Origin of the sequence: Pseudomonas sp. B21_DOA, from assembly GCA_030544685.1 — a bacterium.
GTDB classification, from domain to species: Bacteria; Pseudomonadota; Gammaproteobacteria; order Pseudomonadales; family Pseudomonadaceae; genus Aquipseudomonas; species Aquipseudomonas fluorescens_AO.
Map to the genome: position 1 here is coordinate 4,889,553 of CP086683.1, position 16,923 is coordinate 4,906,475.

The 16,923-nt window shown below is 53.7% G+C and carries 18 protein-coding genes; 11 read left to right on the forward strand and 7 right to left on the reverse strand.

The window, feature by feature from the left end; genetic code table 11:
- The first annotated feature begins 149 nt into the window (after nt 1-149).
- The 6 genes from LJU32_22585 (at nt 150) to LJU32_22610 (ending at nt 2,930) form a co-directional block, all read left to right on the forward strand.
- Nucleotides 150-947, forward strand: a complete 798-nt coding sequence (locus tag LJU32_22585) for a helix-turn-helix transcriptional regulator (GenBank protein ID WKV88241.1) — start codon at nt 150-152, stop codon at nt 945-947.
- Nucleotides 948-1,295: 348 nt separating this feature from the next.
- The gene (locus LJU32_22590; GenBank protein ID WKV88242.1) at nt 1,296-1,667 is read left to right on the forward strand and encodes a hypothetical protein; all 372 of its coding nucleotides are present in this window, start codon (nt 1,296-1,298) and stop codon (nt 1,665-1,667) included.
- Nucleotides 1,668-1,677: 10 nt separating this feature from the next.
- Nucleotides 1,678-1,953 (forward strand): phage antirepressor KilAC domain-containing protein, encoded by a 276-nt coding sequence (locus LJU32_22595; GenBank protein ID WKV88243.1) that lies wholly within the window; start codon nt 1,678-1,680, stop codon nt 1,951-1,953.
- On the forward strand, nt 1,950-2,333 hold the full coding sequence (locus tag LJU32_22600; protein WKV88244.1) for a hypothetical protein: 384 nt from the start codon (nt 1,950-1,952) through the stop codon (nt 2,331-2,333). The genes LJU32_22595 and LJU32_22600 overlap by 4 nt, the downstream gene beginning before the upstream one ends.
- Complete coding sequence (locus LJU32_22605) at nt 2,330-2,563, forward strand: pyocin activator PrtN family protein (GenBank protein ID WKV88245.1); 234 nt, start codon at nt 2,330-2,332, stop codon at nt 2,561-2,563. The genes LJU32_22600 and LJU32_22605 overlap by 4 nt, the downstream gene beginning before the upstream one ends.
- Nucleotides 2,564-2,654: 91 nt before the next feature.
- Nucleotides 2,655-2,930, forward strand: a complete 276-nt coding sequence (locus tag LJU32_22610) for a pyocin activator PrtN family protein (GenBank protein WKV88246.1) — start codon at nt 2,655-2,657, stop codon at nt 2,928-2,930.
- Here the strand turns inward: LJU32_22610 and LJU32_22615 are convergent.
- The 3 genes from LJU32_22615 to LJU32_22625 form a co-directional block, all read right to left on the reverse strand.
- Complete coding sequence (locus LJU32_22615; GenBank protein WKV88247.1) at nt 2,841-3,899, reverse strand: DUF4435 domain-containing protein; 1,059 nt, start codon at nt 3,897-3,899, stop codon at nt 2,841-2,843. The genes LJU32_22610 and LJU32_22615 overlap by 90 nt on opposite strands.
- A gap of 25 nt (nt 3,900-3,924) precedes the next feature.
- Entirely contained in the window at nt 3,925-5,331 is a 1,407-nt protein-coding gene (locus LJU32_22620) for an ATP-binding protein (protein WKV88248.1), read from the reverse strand.
- A gap of 115 nt (nt 5,332-5,446) precedes the next feature.
- Nucleotides 5,447-6,535, reverse strand: a complete 1,089-nt coding sequence (locus LJU32_22625; GenBank protein WKV88249.1) for a site-specific integrase — start codon at nt 6,533-6,535, stop codon at nt 5,447-5,449.
- 102 nt (nt 6,536-6,637) lie between these two features.
- Between LJU32_22625 and dusA the strand changes: the two genes are divergently transcribed.
- The gene (gene dusA, locus LJU32_22630) at nt 6,638-7,657 is read left to right on the forward strand and encodes a tRNA dihydrouridine(20/20a) synthase DusA (GenBank protein ID WKV88250.1); all 1,020 of its coding nucleotides are present in this window, start codon (nt 6,638-6,640) and stop codon (nt 7,655-7,657) included.
- 27 nt (nt 7,658-7,684) lie between these two features.
- On the forward strand, nt 7,685-8,104 hold the full coding sequence (locus LJU32_22635) for a DUF2388 domain-containing protein (GenBank protein WKV88251.1): 420 nt from the start codon (nt 7,685-7,687) through the stop codon (nt 8,102-8,104).
- On the opposite strand, the gene LJU32_22640 is transcribed toward LJU32_22635, so the two are convergent.
- Entirely contained in the window at nt 8,105-8,938 is an 834-nt protein-coding gene (locus LJU32_22640; protein WKV88252.1) for an undecaprenyl-diphosphate phosphatase, read from the reverse strand.
- A gap of 490 nt (nt 8,939-9,428) precedes the next feature.
- Here LJU32_22640 and LJU32_22645 point away from each other — a divergent pair, with 490 nt between their 5' ends.
- From LJU32_22645 to LJU32_22655, 3 genes are all read left to right on the forward strand, one after another.
- The gene (locus LJU32_22645) at nt 9,429-10,169 is read left to right on the forward strand and encodes a winged helix-turn-helix domain-containing protein (protein ID WKV88253.1); all 741 of its coding nucleotides are present in this window, start codon (nt 9,429-9,431) and stop codon (nt 10,167-10,169) included.
- A gap of 276 nt (nt 10,170-10,445) precedes the next feature.
- Nucleotides 10,446-11,105 (forward strand): helix-turn-helix domain-containing protein, encoded by a 660-nt coding sequence (locus tag LJU32_22650; GenBank protein ID WKV88254.1) that lies wholly within the window; start codon nt 10,446-10,448, stop codon nt 11,103-11,105.
- 387 nt (nt 11,106-11,492) lie between these two features.
- Nucleotides 11,493-12,887, forward strand: a complete 1,395-nt coding sequence (locus LJU32_22655) for an undecaprenyl-phosphate glucose phosphotransferase (GenBank protein WKV88255.1) — start codon at nt 11,493-11,495, stop codon at nt 12,885-12,887.
- 525 nt (nt 12,888-13,412) lie between these two features.
- On the opposite strand, the gene LJU32_22660 is transcribed toward LJU32_22655, so the two are convergent.
- From LJU32_22660 to LJU32_22670, 3 genes are read right to left on the reverse strand one after another with little or no spacing between them, the layout of a single operon-like run.
- Complete coding sequence (locus LJU32_22660; protein WKV88256.1) at nt 13,413-15,491, reverse strand: YjbH domain-containing protein; 2,079 nt, start codon at nt 15,489-15,491, stop codon at nt 13,413-13,415.
- The gene (locus LJU32_22665) at nt 15,488-16,249 is read right to left on the reverse strand and encodes a capsule biosynthesis GfcC family protein (protein WKV88257.1); all 762 of its coding nucleotides are present in this window, start codon (nt 16,247-16,249) and stop codon (nt 15,488-15,490) included. Before LJU32_22665 ends, LJU32_22660 begins: the two co-directional genes overlap by 4 nt.
- Complete coding sequence (locus tag LJU32_22670; protein ID WKV88258.1) at nt 16,246-16,911, reverse strand: YjbF family lipoprotein; 666 nt, start codon at nt 16,909-16,911, stop codon at nt 16,246-16,248. Before LJU32_22670 ends, LJU32_22665 begins: the two co-directional genes overlap by 4 nt.
- Between the last annotated feature and the right edge of the window lie 12 nt (nt 16,912-16,923).

Here is a 16,923-nt window from a genome sequence, read left to right on the forward strand (position 1 = left end):
TCTCCCAAGGGAATTCCTATTTCGTTTGCCATCCACGTTTCCTCGAATGGGCGTTGCGGCGTGGATATTAGTGTTACTTCTTTTAAACAGCAAGAAAAAAGACGTGAAGCTGTTTTGATAAAATAAGTCTTCCTTATAAATTGGGGCGCATGATTACCTCGATATCCTTCTCTGCCGACGACGAGACCCGAAAAGCCGAAGCTATGCGCTTGAAGGCTATTTATCAGGACCGCAAACGGCATGATCCTTCCCTTACCCAGGACAAAATCGCCGATCTGTGCGAATGGGCTGGGCAAAGCGTTGTCAGCCAATACTTAAATGGCCGAATCCCTCTCAACATCGGAGCGCTGATCAAATTTTCGAATGTCTTGGGCTTTTCGCTTGAAGAGGTAAGTCCACGTCTCGCTGCTCTCGCCGAAATGCCCCGACTGCGGCATTCGCAGGGCGGCAATGAAAGCTCAAGAACCCCCGACTGGGAAATGCATCAGATTGAAGTGTGGGATGACGAGACCCCGCTCGGGCCTGATGAGGTAGAGCTGCCATTCTTTAAGGAAGTGGAATTGTCTGCGGGTAATGGATCTCAGGTTAGGCTTGAAACAAACGGACGCAAGCTTCGCTTCGGGAAACGTACTCTCAAAAGAAAGAGCATCGATCCTGCTTCTGCAGGTTGCGCTCCAGTAACTGGGAACAGCATGGAGCCAGTGCTTCCGGATGGCAGTACCGTGGGTGTAGACACCGCGAATACAGTCGTTCAGGACGGCAAGATGTACGCCATTGATCATGACGGACAGTTGCGCGTGAAGCTTCTCTATCGATTGCCAGGCTCGGGTTTGCGCCTACGGAGCTACAACACTGAGGAACACCCGGACGAACGCTACGATGGCGACTACGTCCAACAGCACATTCGTATCATCGGGAAGGTTTTCTGGTACTCGGTAATGCTTTAAGAGAACTCCCCAAAAGGCCCGTAAGGGTCTTTTTTCGTCTACTAATTTTATTTATCGAATTTTATAAGTGATACTGTTGACATATTAAATCAGTAACACTAATTTTGCATCGGAATCTACCTCTCACCAAAGAGATCAACCCATGCAAATCACACAGCAAAGCGACACCCGCTGCCCTGTTTACCTGCACCCCTCCGCATGCAGCAGTCGCGCCGCAGTTGAAGAGCTACAGCTTCGCACCGGACTTCTCGTCGTCAGCAACCCCAAGGGCCGTACCGCCGCTATCAGGCCAGTCATTATCGCTAACGCATCCGAAGCCACTGCCGGGCCGCTCGGAGACGATGCGGCATGAATAACTACCTCATCCCCCTCACTAAACAAGACCTGTTGCATCACATGCTCCAGGTTGGTGGAGGCGCCGAGTGCCCTCTTCAACGACCAGAGCAAACCATCTATGCAAGCTTTGATGTGGAGCTCACTCAAAACAGCGCAGTCGTCAGCGTTGAATTGGGAGGTCACACCGGCGAACTGACCCTCAAGCGATCGGACCGAGCCAATCACCTGCACCTGCGGGATTTCATCCAGGACATTGCGAACGGCCGAATTGAATCAGCTCAACCCGCGCCACCCGAGCAGTCCGGCCGACTGGCGAAAATTGATCGAGCACTTGCGGACTCGGAAGCATTGCTTGCCCGCGTTCGCAAAATGATCGCTGCCTGAGGACTGCGCCATGAACCGCACCCTGGACGAAACAGCCGCATTGCTCGGACTCAAGCCCCGCGCCTTCCGCACCAGGTTGCGCGAGCTGAGCATTCTCAACAGCAGTGGCGATCTAGCCAGCCAGCACCGTGATCGCGGCTATTTGTATTCGGATCCGCGCAGCACCGTGATTCCGTCCCTCAACAAATGCCGTCATTACTCCGTGGTGATGGTGAAGGAAGAAGGGATCGAATGGCTGGCCAAGAAGCTAGGAATCATCATTACCAAAAAGGACGCCGCTGCATGAAAACCAACAACCTCAATGCTTACACGCAAGCCCTCGGCGCCCTGAAGCTGATCCCGATCTACTTGAACTGCCCGGGGGTAATCAGCCGCGCAACGCTCGTTGGCGCCTCGACGGAAGCCATCCAATTACTGGAAAGCATGCCAGCACTAAGCACCGAGCTGGCCGAGGTATTTCGCTGCGTCAACAACGTGATCCTTGACGGGCAAGTCGCCTACGTCACGCCGACCAATTCGCCTGAGTTCCCATTCGGCGCGGTGGTGGCTGACGCCAAGGGCAACATTTGTGCGGCTGCAATGGGCAAAAGTAAGGAAGGCCTCGCTGAGCTGATTCGCCTCAAGTTGCTGCCCCCATCGGAGGGGCTCGGGGAGAACGCAGCGTGAGCAACACACTTGAACAATTGCGACGTCAGTTTGCTACTCCATGCCCGACCCTGGCGGCAGTCCGGGAACAGTACTTCGCACACATTCGCACCGACCGTTACCTACTGGCCGAGATCAAGGCAGGGCGTATCGCGCTGGACGTGAAGCGTTTGCACGGATCCACTCGCGCACAACGAGTAGTGTACCTGCACGACCTAGCCCTGTTCCTTGATGCCCAAGCTGTAAAGTAAGCAGTTTGATTTAAATGAACGCCTCTGTCGTCCAAAGGCAATCAGCCGGACAAACAATTGGAATCGTCAAGCAGGCAACTTCGGAGGCCTAATGAACACCCTATTTCTCTTAATGGCTCAGTACAACGGACAAGCGGTAATACCTCTAGATCGCGTATGCGCAGACTACATGAACCTGACAGTAGAAAAGTTTAAATTAAAACAATCGTCCGGTGAGATCAACATACCCATAACCCGACTTGGCACAAATAGCCAAAAAGCGGCGTTAGGCGTGCACCTAAACGACCTTGCCGACTACATAGATCAACAACGAGAAAAAGGAATAATAGAGCAAAAAAATCATGGCATAAGCAAACGGGACGTGTAGTCCCGCTTGCTTTTTTAATTGAGCTCTATTGTATCGTCGCCCTTCCCGCCAATCGAAGAATGAATTCCCTAAGTGGAACGGGAATCGGTGACAGGATAGCAAATACTCTAACCGACTCCCTCTCGGGTCGAATTTTACTCCAACCTTACTTCCAAAATACTGAGGCTGCTCAGATGTTCTATCTGCTTTATAGTGAGTTAGCATTTCTACAAAAAAACCAAAAAGAAATTTACCTCTCCAGCTTACAACAGGATCCAACCGAAGAAAGCTTTCGTCATAAAAGTCAATTAATGAATAATCAATAGATTCAGGCCACCCTACTAGCTCATAAATATTATTATCTTTAGCGACAATAGAGTCACCTTCAAACCTTAAGTACTTGCGAATTTTATTTTCAATCCCAGAAAGAGGGATTTTATTTTTGCGCGCATAATATATTATATTATTAACTGGTCGCATCACATCAACAAACTCGTTGAGTCTAGCCTCATAGTGATGCACTATCGCATCTATACACTCAGCATCATTGCTCGACTCGCACTTATACTCCGACGCCAACAATTCACGAAGGACGTCAGTACCGACCATTTGATTTTCTATTGAGTATCCATCGGTACAATATATATCTTCGCCTTCGGGGTAACCTTTATAACCATCAAAGTCCCGATCTATGAAGTATGCAATATGGGGATCGTCCTCCGCTCTCTTCGTAAGCAATTGCCTGAAGGCGAGAAGCTGTTCTTTACCTTTAGATAGAATTGGCGCAAACGCATGATCATTAGCAACAATCTTAAATACAGTTCCATAATACGGAAGATCATCATTACCTTCGAAAACACAAATTAACGATTCTTTCCCCTTGCTTCTAATACTACTATACTGCTGCAAAACTACTTGAGGAATCTCTCGAGCCTTACGCATTGAATCAATTAAGCCAGCCCCGTTTGTCTGGTTGGGTAGTTCGACCACGCTCATTCCTGCGGCCTCTCATATTTCACCAACAACGGTTCTGCAAAAGGATCCAGATCGTTATCAAATATAAAGGGGAGTGCGTGATCGCAATCAGCTGAGCACAACTTGGCGCAGAGAGGATATCCATCAAAAAAAGCCGCTGCCACGCCAACGACAGAGAAAGCTCTGGCTCATCAATCAAAACTATGTATCGGTTGCCTCGACTCAAGTGCAACCTAGCAAAAATAGATACAATCTGTTTTTCACCTGAAGACAAATCGTTCAAGCTCAATGGATCTGGACTATAAGGAATTCTTACATCGACCGACAGCGCCAACTTATCAAATACCACTTTCTTTTCAGGTTTGGAGTTCGTCTCAAACGCAGATGTTTCCCAGTAGTTATTAATAACTTGTGCGAAGCCTTCAATAGACTGCTCATCAGCTTGGGTTTGCGTATAAATATCTAGCATTTGAAACAAGTAAGACCGAAGACTATCATAGTTAGCATTATTAATCTCACCACTCTTAATCAAACTCCAGAGCTTTTCAGCGGTAGCTCCTTGCGCCTCCCCTAAGCGAGTAAGAACCAGAGTCAACTGCGTATGGAGAACTCTATCCTCAAAAGCAATTGGAGGTGGCGATTTAGTAGTGGGAGACAATAGATCCTCAAGCGACTTAACACTCAGACGCGAATATGCATCAAAAGTTTGAGCCTTAATTCTCTCCCTGATAACTTCGAGACGCTCCTCAACATCTGCCATACCGAACCAGATCAAAGTGTCATCGTTTTTTGATTCACTTTCGAATAGTATTGGCAACCTATTCCTTCGACTCTTCCGGAAATTAAACTCAGAAAACTCTGCTTCAATGCGCCTAAATGTGGGCAGATATAAAACTTCAACACCATCTAACCCACGATCCACATAAGAAACCAATGTTTGATACGCAGCGTTATTCTCTATTCTAGGCATTGCTCGTAGAAACAGATCTTCCGTATCATCCGGATCATATGGACCATTTATGTAAACTTTATTATAAGCCTCCTCCGCGCGAAGGCCATCATAATCGGCATGAGTATATTTAGAAAAAATGTAGTTTATATCTTGAGGAGTAAGCCCCCATTCAACCAGCTCATCAACTGCGGAGCTTTCCTGGCTCTTTAGGCTGGAACTGAATAATTCCTTTTTTGAAACGACAAGCACACCAAGATTCTGAAACTTGATAACGAGCTCTGAAAAATCTATTAAAGACAATTTTGTAAGCTTCTTGGAGAGCACGGCATACAGCGCGTTAAGCAATGTGGTTTTGCCAGTTCCATTCTCCGCCGCTACAATTTTTATTGAGCTAGTTATTCCCAATGTCAATTGCTTATATTTATTGACCCCTCGAAGCTCAAAATATTCAAGTAGAGGATGAGGAAGATCATTTACATCTAACTTTATGCGCATTTTGCATCTCCATTTGCATTGAATAATTCAGTCGTCTTAGAGACTGCGGGGGCTTAGAATTCATAAATCTCAAATATAGCACCCATTTCCCCAGCTTCACTCATCATCTCTTATATCATACCAGCCGCCTCACCCACTCCAGACCTTTGTAGGAGTCGCCCCGCCCTTTCAAATGCGTATAACGCCTCAATGAATTCCAATCTCTGTGACCGGAAACACTCGACACTCTAGGGATATCCCAGTCCATCTCAAACAGCCGGCTCACACCCTCATGCCGCAGATCGTGGAAATGCAGATCCTCAATACCGAGCATCGGGCAAGCTCGGGTAAACGAGGCGGACACCGACCTGGCGTTGTAAGGGAAGATCTCCCTCTCGATCCGCGGCATGCTTTGTAGTATCGCCCAGGCCTCGTCCGGCAAATAACACCACACGTCATTGCCGATCTTCTGCCCGGGGTTTTTCATATCGCGCACCAGGACAGCATGCCGCGACTCGTCGAGATCAGCCCAGCGAATCCGCGTAATTTCTTCCTGCCGGCGAGTTGAGAAAAGCGCAAAGGCGATCACCTTCGGCATGTGGATCTGAGCCTTGCCACGTTCCTGCATTTCGAAGAAATGCGCCATGAGCTTGTCCAACTCCTCGAGCGTCGGCCGGCGGTTACGCTCTTTGCTCTTGCTCACCATGCCTAACTTGCGCAAAACCTTTCTAGCATCAGGCATGGCCAGCGGATCTACCTCATAACCCCACGCTGGACGCGCCACGGACAACACCGCTCCCAAGTGCGAGAGGTCATTGCCAACCGTCTGCGCCTGAACGCCGCCGCCCTCTTTACTCATCCGCCACTGTGCGAATTCTACGAGCTTCTGACTGGTCAGCGCCGAGTCATCGAGATCACCTAACCAGGTGTCCTTGATCGCATTGAGTGTGGCGTTCTTTGTCTTACCCAACGGCCGGATCTTTTCGTACTCGTCCAGGTACTGCTCGATCATCTTTCTGATCGTTACACCTTTACGGTTCGCTCGCTCAATCGCACCAGGCTCGGCCAGCTCCGTCTCACGCCGCTTGATCCACGCCTGAGCGACCTGCTTGCGGTCGAAGGTTTGGCTTTCCTGATAAACTGTGCGCCCATCCCGATTGATCCGTATCTGCGCCGTGTAGGCCGTCGAGTTGTCCTTGCGCTTACGTGATGTAATCGTGCCCATTTCCAGTTGCTACATTGCTAAATTCGCTTGCTACATTGTAGCAACCGACTTCAGAAAACAAGGAAAAATGGGTAAAAACCGCTGTATAAAAGATCAGTATCAATGAATTTCGAAGAACCTGAAGCGCCCGTAAACACTAGCCACGCCCGCTCCGAGCCGTCTCGCCGCTTCAGTGTAGCGCCGATGATGGATTGGACGGACCGCCACTGCCGATACTTCCTGCGCCTGCTGTCCAAGCACGCCCTGCTCTACACCGAAATGGTCACCACCGGCGCGCTGCTCAACGGCGATCACGAACGTTTCCTGCGTCACAACGAAGCCGAGCACCCGCTGGCGTTGCAGCTCGGCGGTAGTGTTCCGCTCGATCTCGCCGCCTGCGCGCGCATGGCTCAGGAGCACGGCTACGACGAGGTGAACCTCAACGTCGGCTGCCCAAGCGATCGTGTCCAGAACAACATGATCGGTGCGTGCCTGATGGGACATCCGCAGTTGGTGGCTGATTGTGTGAAGGCGATGCGTGATGCGGTGTCGATTCCGGTAACGGTGAAGCATCGCATCGGCATCAACGGTCGGGACAGTTACGCGGAGCTATGCGATTTCGTCGGCACAGTCCGCGATGCCGGCTGCACGAGTTTTACCGTGCATGCGCGGATTGCGATTCTCGAGGGGTTGTCGCCGAAGGAGAATCGCGACATTCCGCCGTTGCGCTATGACGTGGCGGCGCAGTTGAAGGCGGATTTTCCGGAGCTGGAGATTGTGCTGAACGGCGGGATCAAGACCATGGAGGCCTGCCATGAGCATCTGCAGACGTTCGATGGCGTGATGTTGGGGCGTGAGGCTTATCACAATCCTTATCTGCTAGCGGAGGTCGATCAGCAACTGTTCGGCAGTACCGCTCCGGTGATCAGTCGGGCTGAGGCGTTGGCGCAGTTGCGGCCTTATATCGCCGAGCATTTGCTGGCCGGTGGTGCGATGCATCACATCACTCGGCATGTGCTGGGCCTGGGCACAGGGTTCCCCGGGGCGCGCAAGTTTCGTCAGTTGTTGTCGGTGGATATTCACAAGGCCAAGGATCCGCTGGCGTTGCTGGATCAGGCGGCTGAGTTGCTTGAAGGGCGTTGATTGATGGTTTGAGTGTGCGGGCGGCGCATGAGCGTTGCCCGGTATTTTGATGTACTGACAGGATGTCTTTTGTTTATGCCCGCGTTTACTTTTTCAGGTTTCAAGCGTTTCACCCTCCTCGCTTTGTTCAGCTTCACTTCCAACGTTTATGCGCACTGCGATGGCTTTTGCATGGGCCGTACCGATACGCCGTGGGAGGTGACGCAGCTTTCCGGCTTCACTTTGGTGTCTTTAATCCTCGCACCTATTTCGTCTAGCCAGGAAACGACCGACAGTCACAAACGTGTTTACTCTGCCGAGGAGCAAGAAGACGCGCGACTCTATCTGGCCAGCGACGGCATGCTGCAAGCCGCGTATTTCACCTCAGCCTTGCAGCGCTTTCGGCAGCAGTCGGCGGATTCGACGTTAAACGATCTCGCCGTGGCGGCGTTGATCAGCGCGCAGTGATCAAGCGGCCGCAGCCGCGGTCCAGTTCACCCAGCCAAACAGCCAGGTTGCCAGAATCAACAAACCAAAACCGATCCGGTACCACGCGAACGCGGCGTAGCTGTGGTTGGCGATAAATTTCAGCAGACCACGCACGGCGATCATGGCGAAGATGAATGCGGTGACGAAGCCGAGGGCGAAGACTGGCAGGTCGTTGGGTTGGAACAGGTCGCGGTATTTGTAGCCGGAATAAACGGCGGCGCCGACCATGGTCGGCATGGCGAGGAAGAACGAGAACTCGGTGGCGGCTTTGCGCGAAAGGCCGAAGAGCAGACCGCCGATGATGGTCGAGCCGGAGCGCGAGGTGCCGGGAATCATCGCCAGGCACTGTACGAAACCGACCTTCAACGCGTGGGACCAGCGCATGTCGTCGACATGTTCGACGCTGACTACATGGCTACGCTGTTCGGCCCACAACATGACGATGCCGCCAACAACGAGGGCCACCGCAACGGTGATCGGGTTGAACAGGTATTCATGAATCGCGTCGGCGAATAACACGCCGAGGATAACGGCCGGGAAAAACGCGATCAGCAGATTGAGGGTGAAACGTTGCGCGTTGCGCTCGGTGGGCAGGCCTTTGACAATTTCGAAGATCTTCGGACGAAATTCCCAGACCACAGCAAGAATGGCCCCCAGTTGAATAATGATGTTGAACGCCATGGCGCGCTCACCGCCAAACTCGAGCAGGTCGGCGACAATAATCTGGTGACCGGTACTTGAAATGGGCAAGAACTCGGTCAAGCCTTCTACCGCGCCTAATATCAACACCTGGAAAGCGGTCCAGAAATCCATTAATCCTCCGTCAGAGCACTCAGGGTGAGCGACCGGTTCAATAACACTCAGGGGTTGAGTATCTGAAGTATGCATACAGCGATTCGCCGATCCGGAAGAATAGGGTTTATGCAGAGTTAGACTCAAGGACTGTTAGTAATCGTCGGCCGACGAACTAAACGGAAAAAATTTACATCTATTACAACAAATATTTCAGTTCAGATATGAAGTGTGATCAACCTCACACATTGTTGACATGGCCAATCAGTGGCAAAAGGACATAGACAAAGCCATCGCCACAAGCTCAAAATAGTGGCACCATTGCATATAGCCATCACCTACGCATTAGTTCACAAGCCCGAGAAAATCAACTAAAAGCCTGAAAAGCTTAGTTATTGTTAGAAAACTCGGGAGACACGTCTAAAATCCGCGCAAATGTTACCAATTGTCAGTCACAGATGAGAACCGGTGCTTTAACATCCCGATGTCAGCACCTAATTCGAGTCAACGCATGATGCTCTCAGGGAACTTGGCGACTAGAAGTCCGCGCCCGACAAATGATGAATCCGGTGTTCTTGCTCTGGGTCGTACAATGGGTGTGGCTGATCATTTCAGATCGCTGATCGCAAAGCACGTGCAGCCCGATATGACCCTGGAAACAGGTGCTTTCACTAGTTCATATAAACAGCGCGGCTACATAGGTTCCTACCGCGCCATTTTCGTCATCATCGATAGTCCACAAGCCATCGAAGAAAATCTGGCCCTGGTGCAGACCCTGCGCGATGACAACTTGAAGCCACTTATTTGCGCTGTCGTTACCGGCCGCGGTGCCGTCAACAAGATCAAATATTTCCTCGCCGGGGCGGATGCCTGTATCAAGCTCAACACATTGAGCGATGACAGCGAAGACTTGCTGGCGGAATTCTTCAACAGCGAAGACTGGCAACGAGATATCAACCTCACGCTTGATCCGACGCGGATCTGCCTGATGGACAGTCGGCGCAAACTGGATATCTCTTTCGCCGAAATGAAGATCCTCGAGGCCTTTGCGCACACAGGCAATCACATTCTGAGTCATGATGAAATCGCCGGCATCATGGGCCTCAACGCCAATTTCTACGACCCTCGGGCACTGGAAAAATCAATCAGTCGCTTGCGTGGAAAAATCAAGGACATGTATGGTACAAACGCGATTCAGAGCATCCGCGGCTACGGCTATCGCCTGATGCGGGGCCTGATATCGACTGCCTGAGTCTCGGGCAGTCTTCCCTTTGCATACGTACGAAGGATCGTCTGATGCAGCCATATCGTTTCAATAGCGCCTCATACTTATTAAAACTCAAGCACTTGAATGAGCACGGCATCACGCCACATAACAATAAAACTCCATAACATAGCAGCAGATCGAGTGGAATTTATCGATGGCCATTTTCGGCCAGAACCCTGCCTACGATTACTTCCGAGGAAGTCATTGCTCGCCTGCCGATTTATCTTTTAGCCAATTTTGGTGTGTATTTAGGAGAGAGACATGGAAACGAGTACAACCCTCCCCAGAAAATATTTTGTTGTTGTGACGCACAGCACAACGTCGCAACGTGAACTGGAAAGCATCTTGTCCAGTGAGCGTTTCAATTCGTTTGGCACGTCGCAGGCACAAATGTTTGTTGAAGGTGTTGCTTCGCCCTCTTCCGCCCCGATGGTCATGGAGTTCAGTTACCCAAGCCTCAGCCGAAAGAATGTTGCGCGCAGTATCGAACATGATACCCAACGCATACTGGCCACTCTTGAAAATGAATGGCGAGCCGCGCAAACAGACAATCCGTTTCAAAGCTTCCCGACCCGCAGTGCAGAACGCGCTCATATCTCCAATGTCACCGAGAGCACTGAGCCTTGCAGTGACACCTGGCATCTTGACGATGAACAAGGCGTGCTGCTCAAGGACAATGTTGCGATCAGCCTGACTGGTCTGGAAACCGCTCTGGTCAGAAAAATGCTGAGCCATGATGAGCGTGTGGTCAGTCGTGATGACCTGATCATCAGCATTGGTCGGGAACCCGAGCAATACCGTGGCCTGGAAATGTGCCTGAGCCGATTGCAGGACAAGTTCAAGAGTGCGAGTAATGGCGAGCGATTGTTCCGAGCCGTAAGAAATCGCGGATATTGCCTGATCCAGGAAGTCGTTGCGTAAGCGAAGACGACTTAAAACCAAGACAAACAGATATAAAGTGCGACTACAACAACAAGAAGAGCACTCTGTTTGGTTTTCCTCCCTGATTCGATAAAAGCTCCCTGCCTCCACCCTTCAACAGTAACAAATACGCCCTCGCTTTTTCATCCCCCTCTCTACGACCTTTTCTAACAGCTATCTATTTAATTATTAAAAAGTTGGCACTGTGCCATCTTGTTAGAACTCGTCAGACACCATTCCCGGCAATAACTTAGTCTATTGGCTGACGACAGTTCGGCTCTCGATGTTGTTACCTCAAGACACTCGCTAAAACAAAAACAACAAGTCTGCATAACAACTCGGCTTTCAACTGTTGAAACCTGAATGGACGTCTTTTGGGGATATCGTATGGATCTTTCTCTCAGTATTAATCGAAGCACGGGCCTCAAGGGACTGACCTTTTGGGGCCAATGGGCGCTGGCACAGGCTTTCGTTGTGACGTTGCTGTTCATTCTTGCTGAACAGCACACCGGCACCGTCGCGTTCTACTACCGAATGTGCGCCACCCTCGCCGTCCTGGCCTCGGTGCCCGCTTACACATTCACGGGTGTTTATCGCAAACGCGACAACTACCTGACTGGCCTCGGCCGCCTGTTCATGGGCTGGTCGATGACCATGGCCGCGCTGGCGTGCATTGCGTTTGTCTGCCAGGCCGATGAGCTGTTTTCCCGTCAGGTGATCTTGAGTTGGGCGGTATACGGCTTCCTCGGTCAGGCATTCCTCTATGCGCCGTTGCACGCGTTTTCCAAGTACTACCAGCGCTCGCGTAAAAGCGAACACCGGACGCTGATTGTCGGCACTGGCGAACTGGCGTTGGGCCTGGCGAAGAAACTCAGCCAACTGGAAAACCTGCCGCTGATTGGCCTGGTCAGCAACGGTGACAAACCGGTCCTCGCTTCCGACGCACCGCGTGTCGTTGGCGCTCAGGACGAGTTGCTTGAGCTGATCGAGGCCCACGACATCCGTCGTTTGTACATCACCCTGCCGCTATGCGAAGCCGCGAAAATCGAAGCGATGTATGTCGATTTGCTCGGGGCCAACGTCGACGTGGTGTGGGTACCGGATTTGAACAGCCTGACCTTGCTCAACCATTCGGTGAAAGTCGTGGATGGCCTGCCGGCGATCTACTTGAACGAAAGCCCGCTGACCAGCCGCCCGACCGCTGCCCTGAGCAAGAGTCTGGTTGAGAAAACCGTGGCATTCCTGGCGATCATCGCCCTCAGTCCGCTGCTGTTGATCATCGCTCTGGCGGTAAAACTCAACTCGCCCGGCCCGGTGTTTTTCAAGCAGGACCGCCATGGCTGGAACGGCAAGGTGATCAAGGTCTGGAAATTCCGTTCGATGCGTGTCCACGATGACCGCGAGGTGAAACAGGCCAGCCGCAATGACTCGCGTATCACCGCAGTAGGTCGTTTTATCCGCCGTACTTCGCTGGACGAACTGCCGCAGTTGTTCAACGTATTGCAGGGGCACATGGCGCTGGTGGGGCCACGGCCGCATGCGGTGGCGCACAACAATTACTACTCGGGCAAGATCCTCGCTTACATGGCGCGTCACCGAATCAAACCGGGCATCACTGGCCTGGCACAGATCAGCGGCTGCCGCGGTGAGACCGATACCATCGACAAGATGCAAAAGCGTGTCGAGATCGACCTGCAGTACATCAACAGCTGGTCGTTGTGGCTGGATCTGAAGATCCTGGTGAAGACGCCGTTTACGTTGTTGTCGAAGGATATTTACTGAGGCTCAGCGCTTCAAATCACAAGGGGACGAAAGTCCCCTTTTTGTGAGCGGGATTTGGGTAATCAGTATCGACTACAGGTGCGCCCCGTGGGAGCGAGCCTGCTCGCGAAAGCGGTGTGTCAGGCGATGGAGATGTTGGATGTGCCGGACCATTCGCGAGCAGGCTCGCTCCCACAGGGATTAGGGTTTGGGTCGAAAATTGTGGTGTAACACAACCCCTGTGGGAGTGAGCTTGCTCACGAAAGCGGTAGGTCAGGCGATGAAGATGTTGGATGTGCCGGCGCCTTCGCGGGCAAGCTCGCTCCAACGGGAATTAGGGTTTGGGTCGAAAATTGTGGTGTAACACAACCCCGGTGGGAGTGGGCTTGCTCACGAAAGCGGTAGGTCAGGCGATGAATATGTTGGATGTGCCGGCGCCTTCGCGGGCAAGCCCGCTCCCACAGGGGGTTGGGTTATGGCCGGGATGTGTGACGTGACGCAGGCTCACGCCTACACAGGATTTGTTTCGGCTCGGGAGACCAGCGCTTACTCGGTAATCTTTTCGAAATTGCGATAGAACATGTCCCCTTCCCGGCTATCGGTCATCGAGTGCAGTTGATAGCTGCGGCTCAGTCTGGCGCCGCCATCTCGGGTCAGTGGTGCCCAGACCAGGTTGGCACGGCGCATGGTCGACATGCTCATCATTTCGTCGAACGGGATCGACAGGTACAGGCCCTTGTCGAAACTACCTTCGCCATATTCGGCGCTGCTGGCCGTGGTGATGGTCGCCCAGGCACCGACGCGCACACCGTTGAAAAACTCGCGCGAGATGTCCACGGTGGTGCCCCAGTCCCCGGCCAGATAACGACCGACACTGACCGCCGCCAGCGTATCGAACGGCAGATCGGTATAGCCGGTGATATGCCCGGTCACTACCGAGTAATCGCGCAAGGCAAAACCCTGATCGAAATCACGTTGGCGCACCCAGTTCAGATCCGCGCCCAGCGACCAGCGCTCGCCGGTCGGGCGGAACAACACTTCCGCGCCGACACCGGCAAACATCGATTCCAGGTAACCGCCGTACACCATGCCATACAGATCCTTGTCCAACTGCTCGGCATGGCTGAGCTGGAACAACGGCATGGTCGTGTTTGACGTGGTCAGGTACTGGCGCAAATCCGTGCGCACGCGGGGCAATCCGCTCGGCGCGTCGTAGACGAATTTGTCGAAGTTGTTGACCAGGTTGGCGCTGAGCAAACCGCTCCACCAGGTGTTGCGGTTGAAGCGGTATTCCGCGTCGGCGTCAGCACTGAACTGATAGAGCAAACCATCCGGGCCGCCGACGTTCTGCTTGAAGCCCAATCCTACGCCGTAACTGAAATGCTGCGGCGCTTCGCTGTAGAGGGTTTTCTCGTTGTGCGGCATCGCCGGGTTGATTTCGGTGGTGCGGTGCAGCGCCTCCAACGGCTCTTCGTTGTTGATCACTTCGCGAAAGGTCTGGCGCGGCAGGCTGGTTTCTTCCAGCGGCAAGTCATAACGCTTGTTGACCACGGTGAACCAGTCGATGTCGTCGTTGACGCTGTTGTCGAGAATCCGGCTCGCGCGGCCAACGGCTTTGGACGAATGGAAATACCGCTGCTGCTCGCCATAGACGATCAGTTCGGAATCGCGCTGGCTGATGCGCTCGACCTTGTACCCGGCATTCTGCTGCAAACGCCGCGACACATCGGCCCAGTTGACCTGTTCCATCGAGGTCGTCGGCGCCTTCGCCGGCAGCGGTTCGGGAGTCGGATCGTAAGTCTTGGCCGGCGCTTTGCGGCTGACGAAATTGGTGTGAAAGGTCACGCCGAACATCGCCGTATTGCCGCGTTCCCACGCGGCGCTGAGATCGATCGAATCGGTCACCTTGAACACCGCGCCAAGGTTGATCGGCGAGTCCTGTTTGATCTCGTTGTCCTTCGGCTCGTTCTTGTAGTCGTTGCCTTCGAATTCAAGCTTCAGACTGAGGCGGTCCCAAGGCGTCTGGTAGCTCACGCCGCCGAACAGCGAAGGCTTGCCGCGGAAGTACGCGCCGGAGTTGACGTCGCCGGTGCCTTCTAGCGCCGGGCGGGTATCGAAGCGACTGCTGGCATACCCCAGAGGGTTGTCGAAGTCGCCGCGATTACCGATGTAACCCCAGGCAATGCCGGCGCTGAAGTCGAAATTGTCGAAGCGCTTGTTGGCGACGAAGAATTCGCTGGAGAACAAACCGGTACCACCGATATCTCGGAAGCCCAGCGCCACTTCCGGCGCCCAGTGGCTTTCCTGCCACAGGCGCACTTTGGCGTCGACCGCCTTGTCCTTGTAGCTTTGACTGCCGCTGAGGGCCTCCGAGCCGTACGGCCGGTTGGTGATCGCGGTGTAGCGGAACGAACCTTCGAGCCAGTCCAGCGGTTGCAACGACACGCTGTAGCGGCTGTACGGGTCGGTGCGGTTGGCGTTGACGCTCAGCTCGCCGGCCGGGGCCATCCGTGCCGTCGGCGTCTGCAAAAGACCGGCGCCACCGAAGTCATTCTGGGTGATGCGCGGCTCGGCGTGAGCCAGGCCGCAGGGCAACAACAACACAGCTGCAAAACGTAACTTCAACGAACCACCTCGGCCAGCTGCGTGGCAATGAATTCGGCCAACTGCTGATTCAATTCAGGAAGAGGCGGATCAAGATCATCATTTTTTATCGGCACCAGAATCCGGCTGCCGGCCACCGGAAACTGCCCGGACTCGCGATTCCAGTGCGCGATGCCGACGCGCCGCGACACGCCGTTGGGCTGGATCAACCACAGGTAATCGGCCTCGGCATCGTCGAGAATCGAGCAGCCTTCGAGGTATTCGCGGGCCTCCTGCAATGGCTGGTACGGCAAGTGGCACGGCTCGGTGACTGCGCCCAACACCTGCACTTCATCAACCCGTTTCGGATAGATCAGCCGATCGCCGTCATCCAGACGAATGTTGCGCGCGAAGCCGACTTCCACCGCTACCGGATCGAGGTCAGCGATCTGCCGTCCGGTCACTGGCATTTGTCGGACTTCTTCAGCAACGCGCTGTGCCAGTGCCGCGCGGCTTGGCCGATCAAACAGCGTCGCCATGCGTTGCAGCACCTCGAGATCGAACAACACGCCGACCTTGAGCCGCGTCTGTTCCGCGACCAGCGACTGGCGCAACAAGCCGCCTGCCAGCCAGTAGCCTTCGGCATTCGGCACGGCCTCGCTGATCACATCGAGCAGGCGCCCGCCCGGCGGCAATGCGATCGGACCGGGATTGGCGACGTCGCCGGACACAGTGACGGCGGCCTGACTCGCCCCAGCGATCAGCAAAAGACCCGCCGCGATAAGGCCCAGGCGCTTCACGGCAGATGCCTGCGATCAGGAGTCAATTGCACCAGCTTGACGCGCAGTTGCGAGGTCAGTTGTTGCTCACTTTGCAGAATGAAACCGTCACGTGGGTCGACCCAGTAACGGTTGGTCGCGCTGAGGCCGATCGCTGGCGCGTCGATCTGTTCATCGACGCGCAGCACCGAGTAAGCCTTGTCGAGAATTTCCAGGGTTTCGGTGGAACGGCGCGAGAAGCGGCTGTTGACGATCACGCCGACTTCCTGGCCCTTGTACAGATCGATCCAGCGCCGTGTGGTGAAACCGTCGGCGACGTGATGCAGACCCTGTTTGAACGGCGAATCATCGGCCAGCCGCGTGCCATCCAGATCACCTTGCAGGCCGAGGCCGATGCTGCGCACGGCGAGGCCATCGCGCAGCAGCAAAACCTGTTTGCCGGAGGCGACCCAGAACTGCAGATCTTCGCGCTCGCGCACCAGCGCCAGCACGCCTGAGCCGGACGGCGTAGTCAGTTTCAGTTGCGGGTAATTGACCCCGGCGACTTCGGCCGCCGAAACGTCAACCTCGTCGGGGCCGACGACGGCGGCCTTGAGATTGTTCAGCGATGCACTCATTAGCGGATTGCAGCCGCACAGCAACGAGGCCGCCATCAGGCAGACGCCCACTTTCAATAGATTCACAGTCGGGCGGCC